Source organism: Candidatus Nitrosopumilus sp. bin_6a, assembly GCF_054095695.1.
This window is the reverse complement of record NZ_JBSWSR010000001.1, coordinates 123,510-141,272: the sequence shown is the minus strand read 5'-3', so window position 1 is coordinate 141,272 and position 17,763 is coordinate 123,510. Positions and strand designations below refer to the sequence as shown.

The window sequence follows — 17,763 nt, the reverse complement described above, 5'->3', positions numbered from 1 at the left end:
TCTCTGGATATTTCATATAAACCTTGATTGCAATTACATAAGAGATTTAAGAAAATCCTTCAGAATCATCTTGTGGAACGTTATTTACTGCATTTTAAAAACGAAAAATATCTGCCTCAGAATTGTAGAGAATTAGCATACAGAGCCCGGGATCTTGCTAGTGATATGGATGTCTCAATTAGACTTGCTAGAGTTGCCACAAAATTTATTGAATTTGATGTTGCTGCTAAAAAAGAAGATCTAGATCCACTTGTTGAAAAATTGTCTCCTGTTGGTGAGATTGATAATGTAAGACATGTTGTTGAAGAACATATAGAAAAAGAAAAAGGGATATCAGATGGAATATTTTATTTCAACAATGAAAGATTTTGGGAATGCCATGAAGCATTTGAGGGTGTGTGGAATCAGTGCTATGGACGTGAAAAGGAACTTGTTCAGGGAATTATTCTGGTAGCAGTTGCATTTGCTCATGAACAAGAAAATGAAGAAAATATTGGAATTGGAATGCTACGCAGAGCCTTGGAAAAATTAGGTACATCTCCTTCCATATATTATTCAATAGATGTTGATAAGATTAGAAAACATGTTGTCAATATGCAACAAGCAAACAAGCTTACTAGATTTGAGATTTAATTAATTCTAGAGATTTCTCGACTACTTCTGCCCCTTGAAGTAATCCAATGCTTCCTTTCTTTGCTTGCTGCTCAGTCATTCTGGTCGTGCCATCTTTTTTGATAAAATCGCCTGAAACTATTAGCGGAACAGGATCATCACTATGTCCTTTGTTTATACATGGTGTAGAATGATCTGCAGAAATAATGATTGCAACTTTACTTGAATCAATGTTTTCGACTAATGTTTTGAAAAATCTTTGATCAATTTCTTCTATGTTCTTCATTTTTCCTATCGCATCTCCGTCATGACCAAATTCGTCTGGTCCTTTAAGGTGAACATAAATTGCATTTTGAGTTTCCATTGCTTTTGCAGCCACTTTTGCTTTTTCTTCATAGTCTGTTAATCCTCCTGCTTCAAAGGCCTTCATTTTTAGAACTTCTGAAATGCCTATCTCTACTGGCATATCTACTATGCATGAAAAATTCATATCGTATTTTTCGTTAATTGGAATCACATCTGGATATTTGTTACCTGCGTCTCTAAGCAAAATACAACTCAATTGTTTTTTGTTTTCACTTTGTCTTCTTTTGTTAATTTGACTCTCTTTCATTATTTCAATTGCTTTTTCTGAGAATTCGTTTACGAGATTGGCTGTAAATTTTGAATCATTATTATCTTCAAGCGGTAAACATTTTTCAATTTTTAAAAAGTCCCCTACTGCTTTTGCAACTCCCATACCTCCAATATTGCTGTATGCGGGGTCTGTATTGGTAATTCTGGAAGATAACTTTTGAGAATCTTTTCTAATCCTTACTGTTACTCTGTGACCTATTGTTGGAGACACAACTACAGATACATCTGGGGATGTTAGTTTGATCTTTTCTTCAATTTCTTTTGCAACTCCATTTGCATCATCTTTTTCAATATGTCTGCCTGCTCTTCTGTCGATAATCACTCCTTCATCATTTAATGTGGAATAATTTCCTCTTAGAGCCAAGTCTCCATCTTTAAAATCAATACCAATTCCTATTGCTTCAATTACTCCTCTTCCAACATAATCTGCATGTTTGAATTTGTATCCCAACATATTGAAAACAGCAATGTCTGATTCTGGAGCAATTCCTTTTCCAACTGAAATTACCTCTCCTATTGCCCCATTACTGGCAATCTTATCTAATGTTGGAGTATTTGCAGCCTCAAGCGGTGTCTTTCCATCTAAATCTGGATGTGGAAGATCTCCGACTCCGTCTAAAAGAACGTAAATCATATGGATGTCAGAATTGTTCAAAATACTCCCCGTATATTGGCAATCTGGTGCTCTCCTTTAAATCTTGCAACAAACTTTGCGATCAAATTATCGCCCACTTTTTTAATTTACATCAAATTTGTTTTTGGTGAAAATAGGAATTTCTTATTTTTTAAAATTATTTTTAACTAATTTTTTAAAATTGAATTTTAACAGATCTTAGTAAACGTTTTAACAGACATTTTACTTCCAATAACCATTATGGGCGATATGCGCAAAGATTATGTTTCTGAGCGTTTTATGGTTGTCTCAAAAAAAGACGACAAAGTAATTGATCCAAAAAAATCTCCCTTTGCACCAGGTAATGAAGCCATGACAAATCCTTCTGTCTTATCACTTGTTGCAAAAGACGGTATGCTACAACGTCTTCAAGACAATGAAGATGAAACATATGTTGAGGGTTGGGCAATTCGGGTTTTTGAAAGTAAAAATCCTATAGTTTCAATCGATACTGAGAATTCTTACAGTGACAAACCGTTTTACAGTGAACCTGCATACGGTTACCATTACATTGTTGTTGCATCTCCAAACGAAAAGGATACTTTTGCAACTATTGATACTGAACAATGGTCAAACGTACTAGTAGTCGTTCAAGATAGATTAAGATGGCTTTACACGCAAAAAGGTGTGACCTATGTTTCAATTTATGGAGATCATGGTGAATTGGCAGGTAATTCTAATCCTCACCCTCACCTCAATCTCTTAACCTTCTCTACAATTCCTCCTGTTATTGAAACCGAAGCTGAAGCATCTCACAAAATCTTAAATGAAAAGGGCGTCTGTCCAATGTGTCAAACTGTTAATGAAGAAATTAGTGGACCTAGGCAGGTTCTTCAGACTGAAGGCTTTATTGCATTTTCTCCTTGGGCTCCTTCTTATCCTTACGAGTTCTGGATATCTCCAAAAAAACATGTTACTAGTTTTTCAAAAATCACGCAAAAAGAAATCAATGATTTGTCATTAATTCTTAGGGCGACTCTAGGTGGATTGGCAAAAACCATCAAAAACGTTTCTTACAATATTGTGTTTCATCTTTCTCCTGAAAAGAAAAACAGTAGACAGATTCACTGGCATATTGAAATTTATCCTATAACCAAATCTTGGTCTGGATTGGAGCGAGGATATGGGATTTTCTTAAATGATATCTCTCCTGAAGAAGCTGCAGAAAAACTCGGTGCAGCTTGTAGGAAAGAACTAGCCAATCTAGTTGGCATAGTTTGATTGTTTGAATGGTTTATTTATCAACTAGAATCTGTTAGAATCATGGCAATAGAAAAATGGCTTGCAGTTACTAGTCTTGGATTATTTGCAATGTTTGCAGGTGAGATGATTTCGATTTATTATTTTATGACCAATGTTCCTGAGGCAATTGAGTTTTCAATTATATTTGATGCAGATCCAAAAATATTCCAATTCATTTCTATAGGTGTTGCTCCTGCTGGAATCTTAGCTGCTGTTCCATTCATTATGACAAGACGATATGGTTCAAAACCTATCGGTGCTTTGATTGTAGCAGGTGGGGTGATCATGTTATCTGGAATGATTGTAACTTATTCTATGGTTGACCAAATAGACGAGATTTATCTTACAGACATTGTAAAGTTTGTACCTGTATTGTTTATGATATTATCAATCCCTGTGATTGTTGTAGGTGCTTATTTGACAAAAGAAAAAAAGAAGAGACCAAAAAAAGAATTCTTCTAAATATCATCTAACCTTAATTCATTTGCAACTTGTTTGAAACCCAGTTTTTCATAAAATGGTTTCACGTCCTCTGTACAATTAAGAATTATCTTATAACAACCACGTTTTTTTGAAATCTCAATTAGGAATTTCATAATTTTTTCACCTATTTTTTTACCTTGATATTCTTTATCTACTACTACATCTTCAATATGTCCAACTAGCCCTCCATTATGGATGAATTTTATTTCTATCAGTAGTGTAGTTGAACCTACAATTTGACCGTCTACTTCTGCAACTGCAATAATATGATCTGGGTTGGAATTAATTTTTTTGAATATTGATTTTGCCTTATCTTTGTCAATATTACTTGCTTCTCTTAACGAGTCCAATGATTTTAAAAACCCGTTCCACAAGTCGTCTTCTTTTAATTCTCTGATGATTGGTTCATTCATTTCCGTTCTCGTTTTTTCTTAATTTTCTTAACATGCTCTTCATTTGCATTTTTGTATGATTCTTTGTTACCGATATCTGTAAATCCTTTTTTTGTAATAAAACTACTAACAAATTTCTTCTTATTTATGGCCTTTTTGATAACGTCATCCATTCCATATGCTTTATTCTTTGGAATCATACTGAATATTTCTGGATCCATTACGTAACAACCCATATTGACATTTGCTTTGATTTCTGGTTTTTCCTCCCAACTTTGTACTCTGCCTGTCTTTGAAGTATTAATTACTCCATAAGACAAATTAGTTTTGTATTCGTTTAGACTCATAGTGACAAATGCCTTTTTTGTTTTATGTTGATTGATCATTTTTCTAAGATTGAAATCAAATATCGAGTCTCCATACATGCAAACAAAAGTATCCCCTACAAATTTTTCTGCAGTTTTTAATTGTCCTGCTGTAGCTAGTGGTTTTTCTGAAATTGCATACTCTATATTCACTCCAAATTTTTTACCATCTCCAAAATAATCCTCGATTGTTTTTCTAAGGTGGCTTACACACAAAACAATTGAATTAATTCCATTTTTTTTATTCCATTCAATGAGGTGTTCAAGAATTGGCTTGTCTCCTAGTAGTAACATGGGTTTTGGGGTCTTTTTTGTTAACGGAAGCAATCTTGTACCAAGACCTCCTGCTAAAATTACTGCCTTCACAAATCCTATTTGGAATATGACTATTTATGTTCAAGGATGATTTTAAACTAAAATTTTATTCTATAATTTTTGATAATTTTTTCAAAACAATTTCTGGGGTCTCTCCAAAAATTATGATCATAGGCTCTTTGCCAAAATCACCTTTGTGAAAGATTGCATCTGGCTGTTCTTTTAGATTTTTAATTGCATTTTTAATTCCCCATTCAATTGTAGATCCTTTGTTTTTTACACTGTTTGGCTCTTGCATTCTATCATAGTTTGAAATTTTTAATTTTGATTTTTTTATTTTCATTATTACTGTATTTTGAAATTTAATATTTATTGCAGAATGTATCTCTGGGAATTTTTTATTTACTGTCAACAATGCAGTTGCAACATGTTTTGAGCCTCCATATGACAAATTACCTGCAACAATGATTTCTTTTCCTGCCTTGACAATCCTTCCAGAAATTCCTAAAATATCTTTAGTTGATTTTGGTTTTTGCTTGGAATAGACAAAATTTGTTTGGCATTCAGGAATGTTCTTGTACATGTTTTTCATCTCTACAAATTCATTAATCGCATTTGATAATTCTAAATGTGTCTTGTCTTGTTTTTGAATGTCTGTGATGCTGATTCCTTTGCCTATTTTTTTTGCATTTTTTATGGAATTATATGTAAATTCTTTTGCAAATTTTACTGATTCGCGTATTGTTTTATTGTTGGCTAATGCAAATATCATGGCTGCCGAATAATTACATCCGCTACCATGATTGACGTTTGCAATTTTATCTCCTACTATTGTATACTTTGTATTTTTTTCTAACACAAAATCTACTATTTTGTTATTCTTCTTTTCTATACCTGTAATCACCACGTTTTTTGCTCCCATCTTTTGAATGATTTTTGCACTTTTTTCCATGCTTTTTTCTGAATTGATCTTTGTTTTTGATATAATTTCAGCCTCAAATTTGTTTGGAGTGATTACTGTTGCAAGAGGAAGAATGAATTTTTGAAAATCTGGAATAGCTGTTTTCTGTATCAACTCTCCTCCTGTTGTTGATTTTAAAACAGGATCTACTACAATTGGTATCTTCAATTTTTTTAACTGTTGGTATAATGTTTTGATTATTTGAGAATTGTAAACCATTCCAATTTTAATGCCGTTTATTTTAAAATCTGATATTATTGATTCCAATTGATTTTTCAAAATTCTATCTGATACTGGTTCTATCATTCCAAAACTCGATGTGTTTTGACCTGTAATGGCAGTAATCACTGTTAGTCCATATACGTTAAATTCTGCAAAAGTTTTGACATCGCTTTGAATTCCTGCCCCTGATGAAGGATCTGATCCGCCAATAGAGAGTAAATTCATTGTGATTGTTATTTTTTCAACACTAATCTGCCTTTCTTTTTCAATTAATCATTTTACAGGATATCTATTTTATACTCGAATTCCTTGTTTTGTTTTGATGACTAAAATTCCTGTACTAAATGATGCTCCTCCTGAAACATTGCAATGTACTACTTGCTTGTTACCCATGCAATATCAAACAATGAGGGATGGTAAATTTGTGTGGCAATGTTTCAAATGTGGAAAACAATATCTTGTCTCAAAAAATTTGGATGATTCTATGGAGGAAAGTTGGAGTCCTCCCAGGTAACAAGCATGTCCGAAATAAATTCTGTTAAATCTGAAAATCTAAAATTGCGAAATTATATTTCACTACTTTCTGCAGAAACTGAATTATCTCAAAGACTCTTTGAAATAAAACAAAATTTTACAAACTCTCCTGATTTGGAACGACTAATCGTGCCTATTTTGGACAGGATTTCAAAAATAAAATCAGAAAAAGAAGTTTTGGCCACTGAATTGAAATTGAGTTGATTCGTGTTACTATGACGATTGAGTGACACAATCAAAAGAACAAAATTCATCTTTCATACTATAAAATTCCCTACCGCAATGTCTGCATTCCTTAATGGTTCTCATATGGCATATTGCACATTTCTAACATAAAAGATCGATCATTTTTCTTAATATAGTGCCAAATGTTTTTTCATGAATCTAGAGTTTCCTTGATTTTCACGATTGTTTAAATCAGGTAAAAACCAGAATACATCATGGCAACACAAATGACTTCTGCTCGAAGAGGTGTAGCTACTGATGAAATGAAACAGGTGGCTAAAGACGAAGATGTTTCTCTTGAATGGCTAATTCCAAAAATTGCAAAGGGTTCGATAATTATTCCTAGTAACAATGTAAGACCTCAAAAAATTCACAATGTTGGAATTGGAAAGGGATTAAAAACAAAAGTCAATGTGAATATTGGAACTTCTACATTAAATGTAAACATTGATGAAGAAATTGAAAAAGCTAAAGTTGCAATAAAATACCATGCAGATACCATAATGGATCTTAGTGATGGTGGAGATGTTAAAAAAATACGACAGACTCTTTTAGATGTTGCACCCATTACTTTTGGAACTGTTCCTATCTATGAGGCTTATAATTATGGGGTAGAAGTTCACAAAAATCCTTTGAATTTAACTGAAGATGATTATCTTAATGCATTTGAAAATAATGCAAAAGATGGGGTTGATTATACTACTGTACACTGTGGAATAACAAAAGATATTGCAAAAAGAATTCTTAAAGTTCAAAGATATGGTGGAGTTGTAAGCAAGGGTGGAACAATTACTGCTGCATGGATGTTAAAACATGATAAGGAAAATCCATACATTACTCATTATGATTACATGATGGAGATTGCCAAAAAATACGATGTCACATTTAGTCTTGGTGATGCACTAAGACCAGGCTCAATTTTGGATTCTCATGATGAATTACAAATTCAAGAAATGATTAACATATCTAGATTAACAAAACGTGCACACGAACATGATATTCAAGTGATGGTTGAGGGACCTGGTCATGTTCCATTAAATGAAGTTGCTGCAAATGTAAGATTGGCAAAATCGTTAATTGGAGATGTTCCATATTATGTACTTGGTCCATTAGTAACTGATGTTGCATCTGGACATGATCATATTGCAAGCGCTATAGGAGCTGCTGTTTCTGCAAGTGAAGGTGTGGATCTTCTTTGTTATCTTACTCCTTCTGAACATCTGGCATTACCAAATGCTGAAGAAGTAAAAGCTGGATTAATTGCATATAGGATTGCAGCTCATGCAGGTGATCTTGTGAAGATTCGTGACAAGGTCATCAAATGGGATATGGAGATGACTGAAGCTAGACGTACATTGGATTGGGAAAAACAACTTGCCTTATCTATTGATCCTGAAGAAGCTGCTAAAATTCATAGTAGAACAGGACAACATCCTGGTAATAATGTCCCATGTACCATGTGTGGCGGTGCTTGTGTGTATATGATGTTGCCTCAACAGAAAAAATATGAAAAAGAAAATGAAAATTTACAACAAGTTGAGTAGAACTTTTTGAAGACTAGGTACGGTTTCATACTTGTCCAAATCATCTATAGTGATCCATCTGAATTCTGAATTTTCCCAATTTAGTTTAACCATGGGATTTTTTGATTCAAATAAAAATGGAAATATTTCCCATTCATGATTTTTGTATTGAGGAGAATTAATTCTCATTTCTTCTGTAGTTTTAATTAATGTGATTTCATTCTCTGTTATTCCAACCTCTTCAAAAATTTCAATTTTTGCTCGTTTGAGTGGTTCTTCATCATTTTCAATAATTCCACTAATTCCTGCCCATAACCCTTTCATGGATTTTACTTTGTTACTTCTTTTTAGGATTAATAATTTATCATCATTCCGAATGAATGATGTTACAATCTTTGTTGAGCGCATATCTGCTATTTTTCAACTGCTTTTACCATTTTTGTTAGTTTTTTGTACGATTCGTTAATGTCTGTGTGTTTGGCAAGTCTTTCTTGACATTCTTTGATATATTCTATCACTTCTTCTGTCTTTGACTCTTGTACAGATGTTAGTAGTCTGCCGATGTCTTTCCAGAGTTCTTCTGCAACTCTGCGAATCTCTGGATTTGCGATGATGGTTTCAATCAATTCTGGGGATTCTGTCATAATGCTTTCTGCCAATGTTTTTTGGACTCTGAAAGTTGTTCCTGACATTTTTTCAGTCAGATTCATTTTTTCATCTTTTGAAATAATGTTTGCAAATACTAGGTTCATTAAATGAGTTAATCCTAAAATCACTGCAATCTTTTTGTCATGTTCAACTGCATCAATTGTAACAAAGTTTGCTCCATCAAACAGTGTTTTTGCAATCGTCAATTCTTTTTTGGCATCTCTAATTGGAACAGAAATTACATTCTGACCCTTAATTGATTTAGTTCCTGGGCCAAACATTGGATGTATACAAATTGGATTAATTTTGGTTGGCATTTTTGATAATGATGAAACTACTTTGGATTTTTCTGATGAAATTTCAATAAGATATGTTCCTCGTTTCATTTCTTTTGCAATTAATCTGATTATTTCTGGGGTTCTTCTTGTTGGTGTACACAACACTACGTAATCAGCTTTTAAGATTCCTCCTACCAATGATTCTGCAATTTTGATGTTTTTACCTGAAATCTTGTTTTCTGAATCGTATCCTGTTACTTCAAAACCTTCATCTGCAAAATATTTTGCAAACCATTGACCCATTTGACCTCCTGCACCGACTACTGTGATCTGTTTCATTTACTCTCACTCATTATGTTGCCAAGTATATTCATTCCTTCAATCAATATCTCTTCATTTTGACATGCAGAAAGCCTGATAAAATTCTTGTAATCTCCAAATCCTTCTCCTGGGGCTACTGCCAAACCTTTTTCTAGCGTGGCATTGGCAAATTGAACTCCGTCGAATCCTTCCTGATTAATTCTTGCAAAAAGATACATGGATCCATCTGGAACGATAAAATCTAGACCAATTTCACTTGCTTTTTGTGCCAATACATCTAGTCTTTTTTGTACTGTATTAGTATTGTTGGATATGTCTGCTTCTAGTGCTTTCATGGCTATGTATTGTATTGGTTCGGAGACGTTTGTCAGACATAATGCCTCTAATTTTGCCATTTTCTCAATTATTTTCGAATCTGCAATGGCAAAACCTATTCTAAACCCTGTCATTGCATGTGATTTTGAAAATGATTGAGTAACTATACTTTTTTCATAGTTGTAACTTAGAATACTCTTCCAACTAGTTTTTGCATACTGTGAATAAATCTCATCACTTAACACATAGAGATCATTCTTTTTTGCAATTTCGATAATGCTGTCTTGTAGTTTTTCATTTAATATTTTTCCTGTTGGATTGTTCGGATAATTGAGCACAATCATTTTTGTGTTTGAATTAATTGTGTTTTTGATTTGTTCTAATGATGGTTCCCATTTATCTTCAAAAGTTGTATTGATTGTTCTAACCTTGATTCCTGAATTTAATGCACACTCTTTGTAGGCTGGCCATGCTGGCTCAATCACAATCATTTCATCACCTGGGTTAAGCAGTGTTGTAATTGCCGTAAAAATTGAAAATCTAGCTCCTGGACTTACTATGATGTTTTCTTCTTTGACATTTGTATCGAATTTCTTGCATACATATTTTGCAAGTGCATCTCTGAACACTGGCATTCCTCTAGATTGGCCATACTTTAGAAATCCTTTGTCAAACACTTCTTCTAATGCATCCTTTACAATCTTTGGCGGTAGAAAGTCTGGTTCTCCTACTTCCATATGGATAATTTTTTTCCCTTGTGCTTCAAGTGATTTTGCTTTTAAGAAAATTGATAGATGTGTTTGTTTGTTTACTGATTGTACTTTAACTGATTCATTTAATAGAAAATTCAAAAATTTTGTAGCAATTGATTCATCAAGTCCAATGTTATTCGATAATGAAATCACTTTTGCACGTAGGCTGTCTTCTCTCGTTTCATCAGTTACCCCTTTACCAATATTTTTTTTAACTTCTCCAATCTCTTTTGCAATGTCTGTTCTACTTTTCAACAACTCTATCATTTTTAGAGTGACATCCTCCATCTTATTGCGAAGATTATCTATGTCTGACATTTTCTTATAGTGTTGGATTGATTGCTCCTGAGAGTAGGGCATGATCTGCTATAGTTAATGCCACAAGTGAATCTACTACTGGCGGTGCTCTTGGAACAACACATGGATCGTGTCTTCCCTTGACTTGAAGAACTGTTTCTTTCTTTGTTTTGATGTCTATTGTTTTTTGTTTTTGAGCAATAGATGATGCTGGCTTGAAAGCAATTCTCATAGTTATTGGCATTCCATTTGAAATGCCTCCTAGAATTCCTCCAGATCTGTTTGTTTCTGTGACTATTTTTCCTTTTTTCACTATGTACAGGTCATTGTTTTCTGAACCATAAAGTTCGGAACCTGCAAACCCTGAACCAAATTCTATTCCTTTTACGGATGGGATTGAGAAGATGGCTTTACTCAAATCTGATTCTAATGAACTGAAAATTGGTTCTCCTAATCCTACTGGAACGTTTGTTGTAATTGATTCAATAATTCCTCCAAGTGAATCTCCTTTCTTTCTGGCATCTAGAATATTTTCTCTCATCAATGTCGCTGTTTTGTTTTCAGGACAACGAACTTCATTTTTATAAATAGAATTAATCATTTTTTCATTAAATTCTCGTTCCATCTTTATTTTTCCAATTTGTGTTGTAAATGAATTTGTTTCAATACCTAGTGTAACTTTAAGTAATTTTCTTGCAATTGCACCTCCCATAACATGTGTAGCAGTTAATCTCCCAGAAAATCTCCCTCCTCCTCTATGATCATTGTAATGATTGTATTTTGTCATGGCTGGATAATCTGAATGACCTGGCCTTAGTTTTGTTTTCAAATTTTCATAATCTTTTGATTTTTGATCACTGTTCCAAATCACCATTGTGATTGGAGCTCCCGTGGTATATCCTCTAAAAACTCCTGAAATTATTTCAACTATGTCTCCTTCTTTTCTTTGAGTAGAAATAAGATTTTGTCCTGGCTTTCTAAGGTCTAACATTTTCTGAATGTCTTTTTCATCGATTTCCAATCCTGCTGGACATCCGTCTAAAACTGCTCCGATGGATTTTCCATGGCTTTCACCAAAACTCGTTAAAACAAGACGCTGACCTATAGAACTTCCTGGCAACATACTTTCAAAGTTTGTCGATGTTTATAATTCCTCATTCTGAAATTTCCTTAAAATTTTCTTGATTGGATTGCCTATTTTTAGCAGTTTGATAATACATGTTTAAAAATTATATAAAAATTAAATAAATTATGAAATAATTATAATATATTCTTAAATATTAGAATTACACATACAATATATGGAAAATCGTGTAAATTATAACGAATGATTTGCGCGGCTCTGCGAAAAATACATGTTATCTACGCAAAAGCGTTGTGGGTGAGGAGAATGCTTTTCACTCTATACAGGGTCGCGCCTTTTACCTCTGAAAGTTTTTTTAAACAATTGTTTATTCGATTTGGATTTTTGCACCCATACGATTCATCTCTTCTACGAAATTTGGGTATGATACTTTAACTGATTCTGGATCAGTAACAGTACAATTTCCAACATACATTCCTGCAATGCAAAAAGCCATGAATAATCTATGATCTTCTTCTGAATTCAAATCCGCACCTCTAATTTTTTCAGATGGCTTTAAGATTAATCCATCCTCTTTTTCTTGAATTTCAATTCCAATTTTTACAAGTTCTCTTGATATGATTGCAATTCTGTCTGTTTCTTTTAATCTTGCATGTTTTACATTAAAAATTTCAATGGGGTTTGATGACTTTAGTGCTAATATTGCAAGCGGTGGAAGAAGATCTGGGGAATTACTCAAATCAAACTTTCCTCCGTTTAATTTTTCAGGTGTTTTAATTTTAATTTGTTCTTCTTCTACTGTGACTTGAACTCCTAACTGCTCTAAAATATCTAAAAATATTTCATCCCCTTGTGGCAAGTTTCCTATGCTGCCTTTTATGGTGATGTTTTCTCCACTTAACACATTTGCAGAAAGTAACAATGCAAGACTAGAAAAATCAATTGGAATTGCGAATGTGCATTCTTTGTAGATTTGAGGTGAAATGTTGTATCTTTTGTATGGGATTAGTGTCTGAACTGTGACTCCAAATTTTCTCATTGTAGATATGGTTGCATCAAGGTATGGTTTTGATACTAGATTCCCTTCAATTGTTAAATTGATTCCATTTTCAGTTAATGGAGCACAAATCAATAATGCTGAAATAAATTGACTCGAAAAATTTCCTGGAATTTTAACTTCTCCTCCTGTGATCTTTCCTTTGATTTTGATTGGAGGTTTTCCATCCGTTGAACTACATTCTGCCCCAATACTTGTTAGTGCATCTAAGAGAGGCTGCATTGGTCTTTTTTGCAAGCTAGAATCTCCTGTTAGTGTAATTTCATCAGAAAATAAACTGGCAATCCCTGAGGCTATTCTCATGGTTGTTCCAGAGTTCTCTGTATTGATTTCAGGTACTTTTGTGCCTATTTTGATAGGATTTTTAACAATTATTGACGAATTTTTAATCTCTATGTCTGCACCAAATTTTTTACATGTTTCAATTGTTGCATTTGTGTCTGCTGAAAATAATACATTTTCTACAGTACTATTTTTTCCAGCAAGTGATGCAAGAAAAATTGCTCTGTGTGAATAGCTCTTGTTTGGTGGACAAGTTATTTCCCCTGAAATTTTTGATTTTTCAACTTTACACTTCATGAACTTCTGCCTTTTTGTTGTTGATTTTTGAAACAATTATGTGTCCTTCTAATGTTGAAAACACTTTCTTAATTGCTGCTTCATTTTCTTTTTTTGTAACTGCAGCTATTGATGGTCCATTACCTGACACTGATGCTCCTAGTGCTCCTTTTTCAATTAAATCTGTAATTATTTTTGGTTCTGAATTTAAAATTGATGCGGTAGCCAATCCGTTGAGTATCATTGCATCCCAATAGTTTGCTTTTCTAGACAACTCCCATGCGTTGTCAAATAATGATGAAAGAATTTTTAATTTTTTTAGATTTCCTCTTTTTCTGTTCTTTGGAATGAAAATTACTGCAATCAGATTTGATGGTGCTTTTTCAAATTGGATTCTTTTCTTCTTTGCATTATCTGTTACATTAAATCCTCCATAATAACAAGAACATGCATCATCATATGCTCCTGTGATGCTGACTTTGGATTCAATTGAGGCATCCACTCCTGCCAATAAAATTTGTTGATCAGTAAGTCTAGGTTTGAATATTTTTGCACATGCCATGGCCACTGCTGAAGAAATTGCACTGGAGCTTTTCAATCCATAGCCTGTAGGTATTTCCGAATTAAGAATAATTGATATCTTGTTTTGTTCTAAATCTTTTTTTGAAACTATTTTTTCGACTGTTTTATTGATTAATCTAGAACTAAGGGTCTTGTTTTCTGATTCTATTACTATTCCTTTGCCTGGACTAGTCTCTACAATTGCTTCTACTTTCAATTCTATTCCTAGTGTTGCCCCTTTTTCGTTTGCAATTGCATTTACCAATGAGACTGCTCCGTGAACGGTAGAATGTGCTTTTGCCATCAAAATCCTCCTAACAGTGCTTTTTTCATGGCATTATAAGGTGCTTCTATACCGTGCCAAATCTCAAAAGCTCTAACTGCTTGACCTAGAAGCATTTCATAACCGTAAATTATGATTGCATTTTTTTCTTTTGCTTTTTTGAGAAAGTCTGTATTCATAGGCATATACACAATATCATACACGATTGTTTTTTCATTAATTCCTTCTAAAGAAATCGGACTGGGTTCGTTTTTCAATCCTATGGATGTTGCATTAACAATAATGTCATAATCTTTTGCAGTGTTCTTTACATCTTCGATCTTTATTGAGTTTGCATCTAGACCTATGGTCTTTGCAAATTCTGAAAGTTCTGTTGCTTTTTCTAATGTTCTGTTTGCGATGGTTATGCGTTTTGCTTTTTCTTTTGCAAACCCTGCAACTATTGCTCTAGCAGCTCCTCCTGCACCAAGAAGAAGAACTTTGGCATCTTTGATGTTTAATTCTTTTTTCTTAAATGGTTCTAAAAATCCATCCATGTCTGTGTTGTATCCTTTTAGAACTCCGTCTTTGTTTGATACTGTGTTTACTGCACCAATCAAACTACATGATTCATCTATTTTATCTAGATATTTCATCATCTCTATTTTATGTGGAATAGTGATATTGAATCCGTCTATTTTGATTTTTTTTAATCCTTCTACACCGTCTGCCAATTCTCCCTTTGGAATTCTATATGCAATGTATGATGAATCTAAATTCAATTCTCTAAATGCTGCGCTGTGAATATTTGGAGATAATGAATGATCAATAGGATCTCCGATAACTGCAAATGATTTACTCATATAATTTTTCAAAGTAATATGATTGATTTAAACTCTCAACTACTATTCTATTGTTTTTTTAAATTTGTGATTTTTTTGACTTCATCTACACTGAACTGTCCTGGTGCAACTGCTTTTCCTAGTGACACATAAGTATAGGGACTACCTAAATACAGGCACAAAATTCTTGAAATTCTACCATAATCTCCCATTGCAAAAGAAATGAGATTAGTTTTCCCTTTTTTACTATACAATTCCAACATTCTAGTAGAGTCATCTGTTGATTTTGCAGTGCATACAATTTTCACATTTGATGAAAATTTACTCATTTGATTGATTTTCTTTTTCAATTCTGATGAATTTGGTGTTTTTTTAAAATCATGCCATGAAACAAGTAATTTTGTCTTTGTTGATTTTAGATATTTCACCAAATCTCCATTTCTTTTCAACGTGTTAAATTCTACATCTAACAAGAATGGATTGTATTCTGCAATTAGTTTTAGAATTGCAATTCTCTCTTTTTCATTTCCTGAGAATTTACCTCCTTCTGTTTTCGGTCTTAATGTACAAACTGTTTTGTTTAATTCTTTTTTGATAATCTCCAATGTTTCTGGAATTTGCTCTTTCTTTAAAAAATCAAATCGTACTTCTGCAAAATCTGATTTTAAAAGTGCAATTTTCAATATTTTTTTTGTTTTTATTGGCGTGTATTCTGCAACTGATACACAAGTTTTGTATTTCATTTTTCTAAAATATATTCATCTGAAACTTCCATTCCGAAATGTCTGCCTGTTGCTGGTTTAGAGTGGACCATGACTGTATCTCCTTTTTTGAGGTGAGTCACTGAAACCAATTGCCCATTTGATTTTACAAAACGAATTGTTTCGGCATCCTGTGCTATAATTCCGCCTGTTTCTCCTCCTGCAGTAGCTTTGATCATCAGCATTGGCCTTCTTTCAATCTTTGATCTTCCTACAGTTGCTCTTCTTGCTTTTCCTTTTGAATTAAGAATTAACACTTCAGAACCTGTTTCCACTTCTGAAAGATAGTTTGTAGTTCCATCTGGTGATAATGTATAGCAATGAACTGCACCTGCATTTACTCTAAATGGCCTTGGTGATGTAAATGATGAACCCACTGATTCATTATGTACTAGAAATAGGAAATTGGACCTACTCCCAATCAACATTCCTTCCCCTTTATGGAGCATAGATGCTGTATCTACACATACTCGTTCTCCGTCTCCTACCTCTTTGATTTCTATAATTTTAGCAGGTTTCATGTCAAAACTCTTTGTGCCCAAGTATATCATGACCTCCCTAACTTCGTTAATTGATGAAGTACTGAAGATAACTCCATCCACTCCTACTTCTAAAATTGAAAACATTTTTCTGACTTCTTCTGGTGTTCTTGCTATTGCAAAGATTTTGGTGTGAATCTTGTGTAACTTTGCAATTATGTTCTCCAATGGGATAATTTTCCAATCTTTGACTTCTACGATGACAAAATCTAATCCTTTCTTGGCAATGTTGAGGACGTTTTCAATATCTGAGTTTGATAATATCTGGAATTTCCTACCTATTTTTTTACCCTTTGGTTTTGTTCCTTCTTTATCTACTACTACATAATTTGCTGTACTTGATGGAAATACTGTTTGAAGTTTTGTCTTTTTCTTACCTAGTTTTTTAGGATCCATGTACACCATTTTGATTCCCTCTTCTTCTAATTGAGGCAAAAATTTAGCTAATTGTGTCTGAGACACTTTTGGTGAAATGATTAATTCTCTTGTCTTACTCAATTTTTTTCATTGCTTCCTTTGCGGTTCCTTTTTTGAAAATTATTTCAGCTAGTGCCTCTACTATTTTTTCAGGTGTTTTATGTGCAAAGATGTTTCTACCATATGTAACTCCTTTAGCTCCTGCGGCCATGGCGTCTTCAGTCATTTGAAGAATATCTAAATCTGTTTTTGCTTTAGGTCCGCCTGCAATTACTATTGGAACTGGTGTACTCTTTACAATTTTTGAAAATGAATCAATGTCTCCTGTGTACAACGTTTTAACAATATCTGCACCGCACTCTGCTCCGATTCTTGCAACATGTGCTACAATTTCTGGATCATGTGGGTTCTTGATGTTTTCTCCTCTTGGATACATCATTGCTAAAAGTGGCATTCCCCACTTGTGGCATTGATCAGCAGTCATTCCAAGCTGTTCTAACATCTCTGGTTCTTCTTTACCTCCTATGTTGATATGTAATGAAACTCCATCTGCTCCCATTGCAACTGCTTCTTTTACAGTTCCAGTAAGCATTTTGCGATTAGGTGATAATGATAATGATGTACTGCTTGAAAAATGAACTAAAATTCCCACTTTGGTTGGTTTTGGTAGTGATTTGATGATCCCTTTGTTGATAATTACGCTTGTAAGTCCATGACCCTCGCATTTGTAAATTGTATTTGCTGGGTTTTCAAGGCCTTCAATTGGTCCGTTTGAAATTCCATGATCCATCGGAATGCATAGCATTTTTCCTTTTCTAAGAATTCGATTTAGTCTAATCTGATTTCCTGATACCATGATTTGATCTGCTTTTTGTGCCCTACTTAAAA

The 17,763-nt window shown here is 33.5% G+C and carries 19 protein-coding genes; 5 read left to right on the top strand and 14 right to left on the bottom strand.

The window, feature by feature from the left end:
* The first annotated feature begins 72 nt into the window (after window positions 1-72).
* Window positions 73-633, top strand: coding sequence for a DUF309 domain-containing protein (locus ACW9XA_RS00850; protein ID WP_457762565.1), 561 nt, complete (start codon window positions 73-75; stop codon window positions 631-633).
* On the opposite strand, the gene ACW9XA_RS00845 is transcribed toward ACW9XA_RS00850, so the two are convergent.
* Window positions 617-1,903: an alkaline phosphatase family protein gene (locus ACW9XA_RS00845; protein WP_457762564.1), complete on the bottom strand. Its 1,287-nt coding sequence runs from the start codon at window positions 1,901-1,903 to the stop codon at window positions 617-619. The two genes, ACW9XA_RS00850 and ACW9XA_RS00845, sit on opposite strands and share 17 nt — an antisense overlap.
* Window positions 1,904-2,122: 219 nt before the next feature.
* On the opposite strand from ACW9XA_RS00845, the gene ACW9XA_RS00840 reads away from it, so the two are divergent.
* Together ACW9XA_RS00840 and ACW9XA_RS00835 are read left to right on the top strand one after the other, a co-directional pair.
* The gene (locus tag ACW9XA_RS00840; RefSeq protein ID WP_457762563.1) at window positions 2,123-3,142 is read left to right on the top strand and encodes a galactose-1-phosphate uridylyltransferase; all 1,020 of its coding nucleotides are present in this window, start codon (window positions 2,123-2,125) and stop codon (window positions 3,140-3,142) included.
* A 42-nt stretch (window positions 3,143-3,184) separates the two neighbouring features.
* Window positions 3,185-3,625, top strand: a complete 441-nt coding sequence (locus ACW9XA_RS00835; RefSeq protein WP_457762562.1) for a hypothetical protein — start codon at window positions 3,185-3,187, stop codon at window positions 3,623-3,625.
* On the opposite strand, the gene ACW9XA_RS00830 is transcribed toward ACW9XA_RS00835, so the two are convergent.
* Genes ACW9XA_RS00830 through thiD form a run of 3 tightly spaced genes read right to left on the bottom strand, consistent with a single transcriptional unit; the run spans window position 3,622 to window position 6,126 of the window.
* Window positions 3,622-4,059, bottom strand: a complete 438-nt coding sequence (locus ACW9XA_RS00830; protein ID WP_457762561.1) for a GNAT family N-acetyltransferase — start codon at window positions 4,057-4,059, stop codon at window positions 3,622-3,624. The genes ACW9XA_RS00835 and ACW9XA_RS00830 overlap by 4 nt on opposite strands.
* A complete protein-coding gene (locus ACW9XA_RS00825; protein WP_457762560.1) occupies window positions 4,056-4,769 on the bottom strand; it encodes a nucleotidyltransferase family protein in 714 nt (237 codons plus the stop codon). The genes ACW9XA_RS00830 and ACW9XA_RS00825 overlap by 4 nt, the downstream gene beginning before the upstream one ends.
* A gap of 55 nt (window positions 4,770-4,824) precedes the next feature.
* Entirely contained in the window at window positions 4,825-6,126 is a 1,302-nt protein-coding gene (thiD, locus tag ACW9XA_RS00820) for a bifunctional hydroxymethylpyrimidine kinase/phosphomethylpyrimidine kinase (protein ID WP_457762559.1), read from the bottom strand.
* 294 nt (window positions 6,127-6,420) lie between these two features.
* On the opposite strand from thiD, the gene ACW9XA_RS00815 reads away from it, so the two are divergent.
* Together ACW9XA_RS00815 and thiC are read left to right on the top strand one after the other, a co-directional pair.
* A complete protein-coding gene (locus ACW9XA_RS00815) occupies window positions 6,421-6,639 on the top strand; it encodes a hypothetical protein (protein ID WP_457762558.1) in 219 nt (72 codons plus the stop codon).
* A 236-nt stretch (window positions 6,640-6,875) separates the two neighbouring features.
* Window positions 6,876-8,204, top strand: coding sequence for a phosphomethylpyrimidine synthase ThiC (gene thiC / locus ACW9XA_RS00810; RefSeq protein WP_457762557.1), 1,329 nt, complete (start codon window positions 6,876-6,878; stop codon window positions 8,202-8,204).
* Here the strand turns inward: thiC and ACW9XA_RS00805 are convergent.
* The 10 genes from ACW9XA_RS00805 to ACW9XA_RS00760 all read right to left on the bottom strand — a co-directional run bounded on the left by ACW9XA_RS00805 (window position 8,187) and on the right by ACW9XA_RS00760 (window position 17,731).
* Window positions 8,187-8,591, bottom strand: a complete 405-nt coding sequence (locus ACW9XA_RS00805; protein WP_457762556.1) for an NUDIX domain-containing protein — start codon at window positions 8,589-8,591, stop codon at window positions 8,187-8,189. The two genes, thiC and ACW9XA_RS00805, sit on opposite strands and share 18 nt — an antisense overlap.
* 5 nt (window positions 8,592-8,596) lie before the next feature.
* Window positions 8,597-9,448, bottom strand: a complete 852-nt coding sequence (locus ACW9XA_RS00800; protein WP_457762555.1) for a prephenate dehydrogenase/arogenate dehydrogenase family protein — start codon at window positions 9,446-9,448, stop codon at window positions 8,597-8,599.
* A complete protein-coding gene (locus ACW9XA_RS00795; protein ID WP_457762554.1) occupies window positions 9,445-10,815 on the bottom strand; it encodes an aminotransferase class I/II-fold pyridoxal phosphate-dependent enzyme in 1,371 nt (456 codons plus the stop codon). Before ACW9XA_RS00795 ends, ACW9XA_RS00800 begins: the two co-directional genes overlap by 4 nt.
* Window positions 10,816-10,819: 4 nt before the next feature.
* Window positions 10,820-11,917: a chorismate synthase gene (gene aroC / locus ACW9XA_RS00790; protein ID WP_457762553.1), complete on the bottom strand. Its 1,098-nt coding sequence runs from the start codon at window positions 11,915-11,917 to the stop codon at window positions 10,820-10,822.
* Between the two features lie 328 nt (window positions 11,918-12,245).
* Entirely contained in the window at window positions 12,246-13,514 is a 1,269-nt protein-coding gene (gene aroA / locus ACW9XA_RS00785; protein ID WP_457762552.1) for a 3-phosphoshikimate 1-carboxyvinyltransferase, read from the bottom strand.
* Complete coding sequence (locus ACW9XA_RS00780) at window positions 13,504-14,358, bottom strand: shikimate kinase (RefSeq protein ID WP_457762551.1); 855 nt, start codon at window positions 14,356-14,358, stop codon at window positions 13,504-13,506. Before ACW9XA_RS00780 ends, aroA begins: the two co-directional genes overlap by 11 nt.
* Window positions 14,358-15,179, bottom strand: coding sequence for a shikimate dehydrogenase (gene aroE / locus ACW9XA_RS00775; protein WP_457762550.1), 822 nt, complete (start codon window positions 15,177-15,179; stop codon window positions 14,358-14,360). Before aroE ends, ACW9XA_RS00780 begins: the two co-directional genes overlap by 1 nt.
* Window positions 15,180-15,226: 47 nt before the next feature.
* The gene (gene aroD, locus ACW9XA_RS00770; protein ID WP_457762549.1) at window positions 15,227-15,901 is read right to left on the bottom strand and encodes a type I 3-dehydroquinate dehydratase; all 675 of its coding nucleotides are present in this window, start codon (window positions 15,899-15,901) and stop codon (window positions 15,227-15,229) included.
* A complete protein-coding gene (locus ACW9XA_RS00765) occupies window positions 15,898-16,956 on the bottom strand; it encodes a 3-dehydroquinate synthase II (protein ID WP_457762548.1) in 1,059 nt (352 codons plus the stop codon). The genes aroD and ACW9XA_RS00765 overlap by 4 nt, the downstream gene beginning before the upstream one ends.
* Complete coding sequence (locus tag ACW9XA_RS00760; RefSeq protein ID WP_457762547.1) at window positions 16,949-17,731, bottom strand: 2-amino-3,7-dideoxy-D-threo-hept-6-ulosonate synthase; 783 nt, start codon at window positions 17,729-17,731, stop codon at window positions 16,949-16,951. The genes ACW9XA_RS00765 and ACW9XA_RS00760 overlap by 8 nt, the downstream gene beginning before the upstream one ends.
* Window positions 17,732-17,763 lie beyond the last annotated feature (32 nt).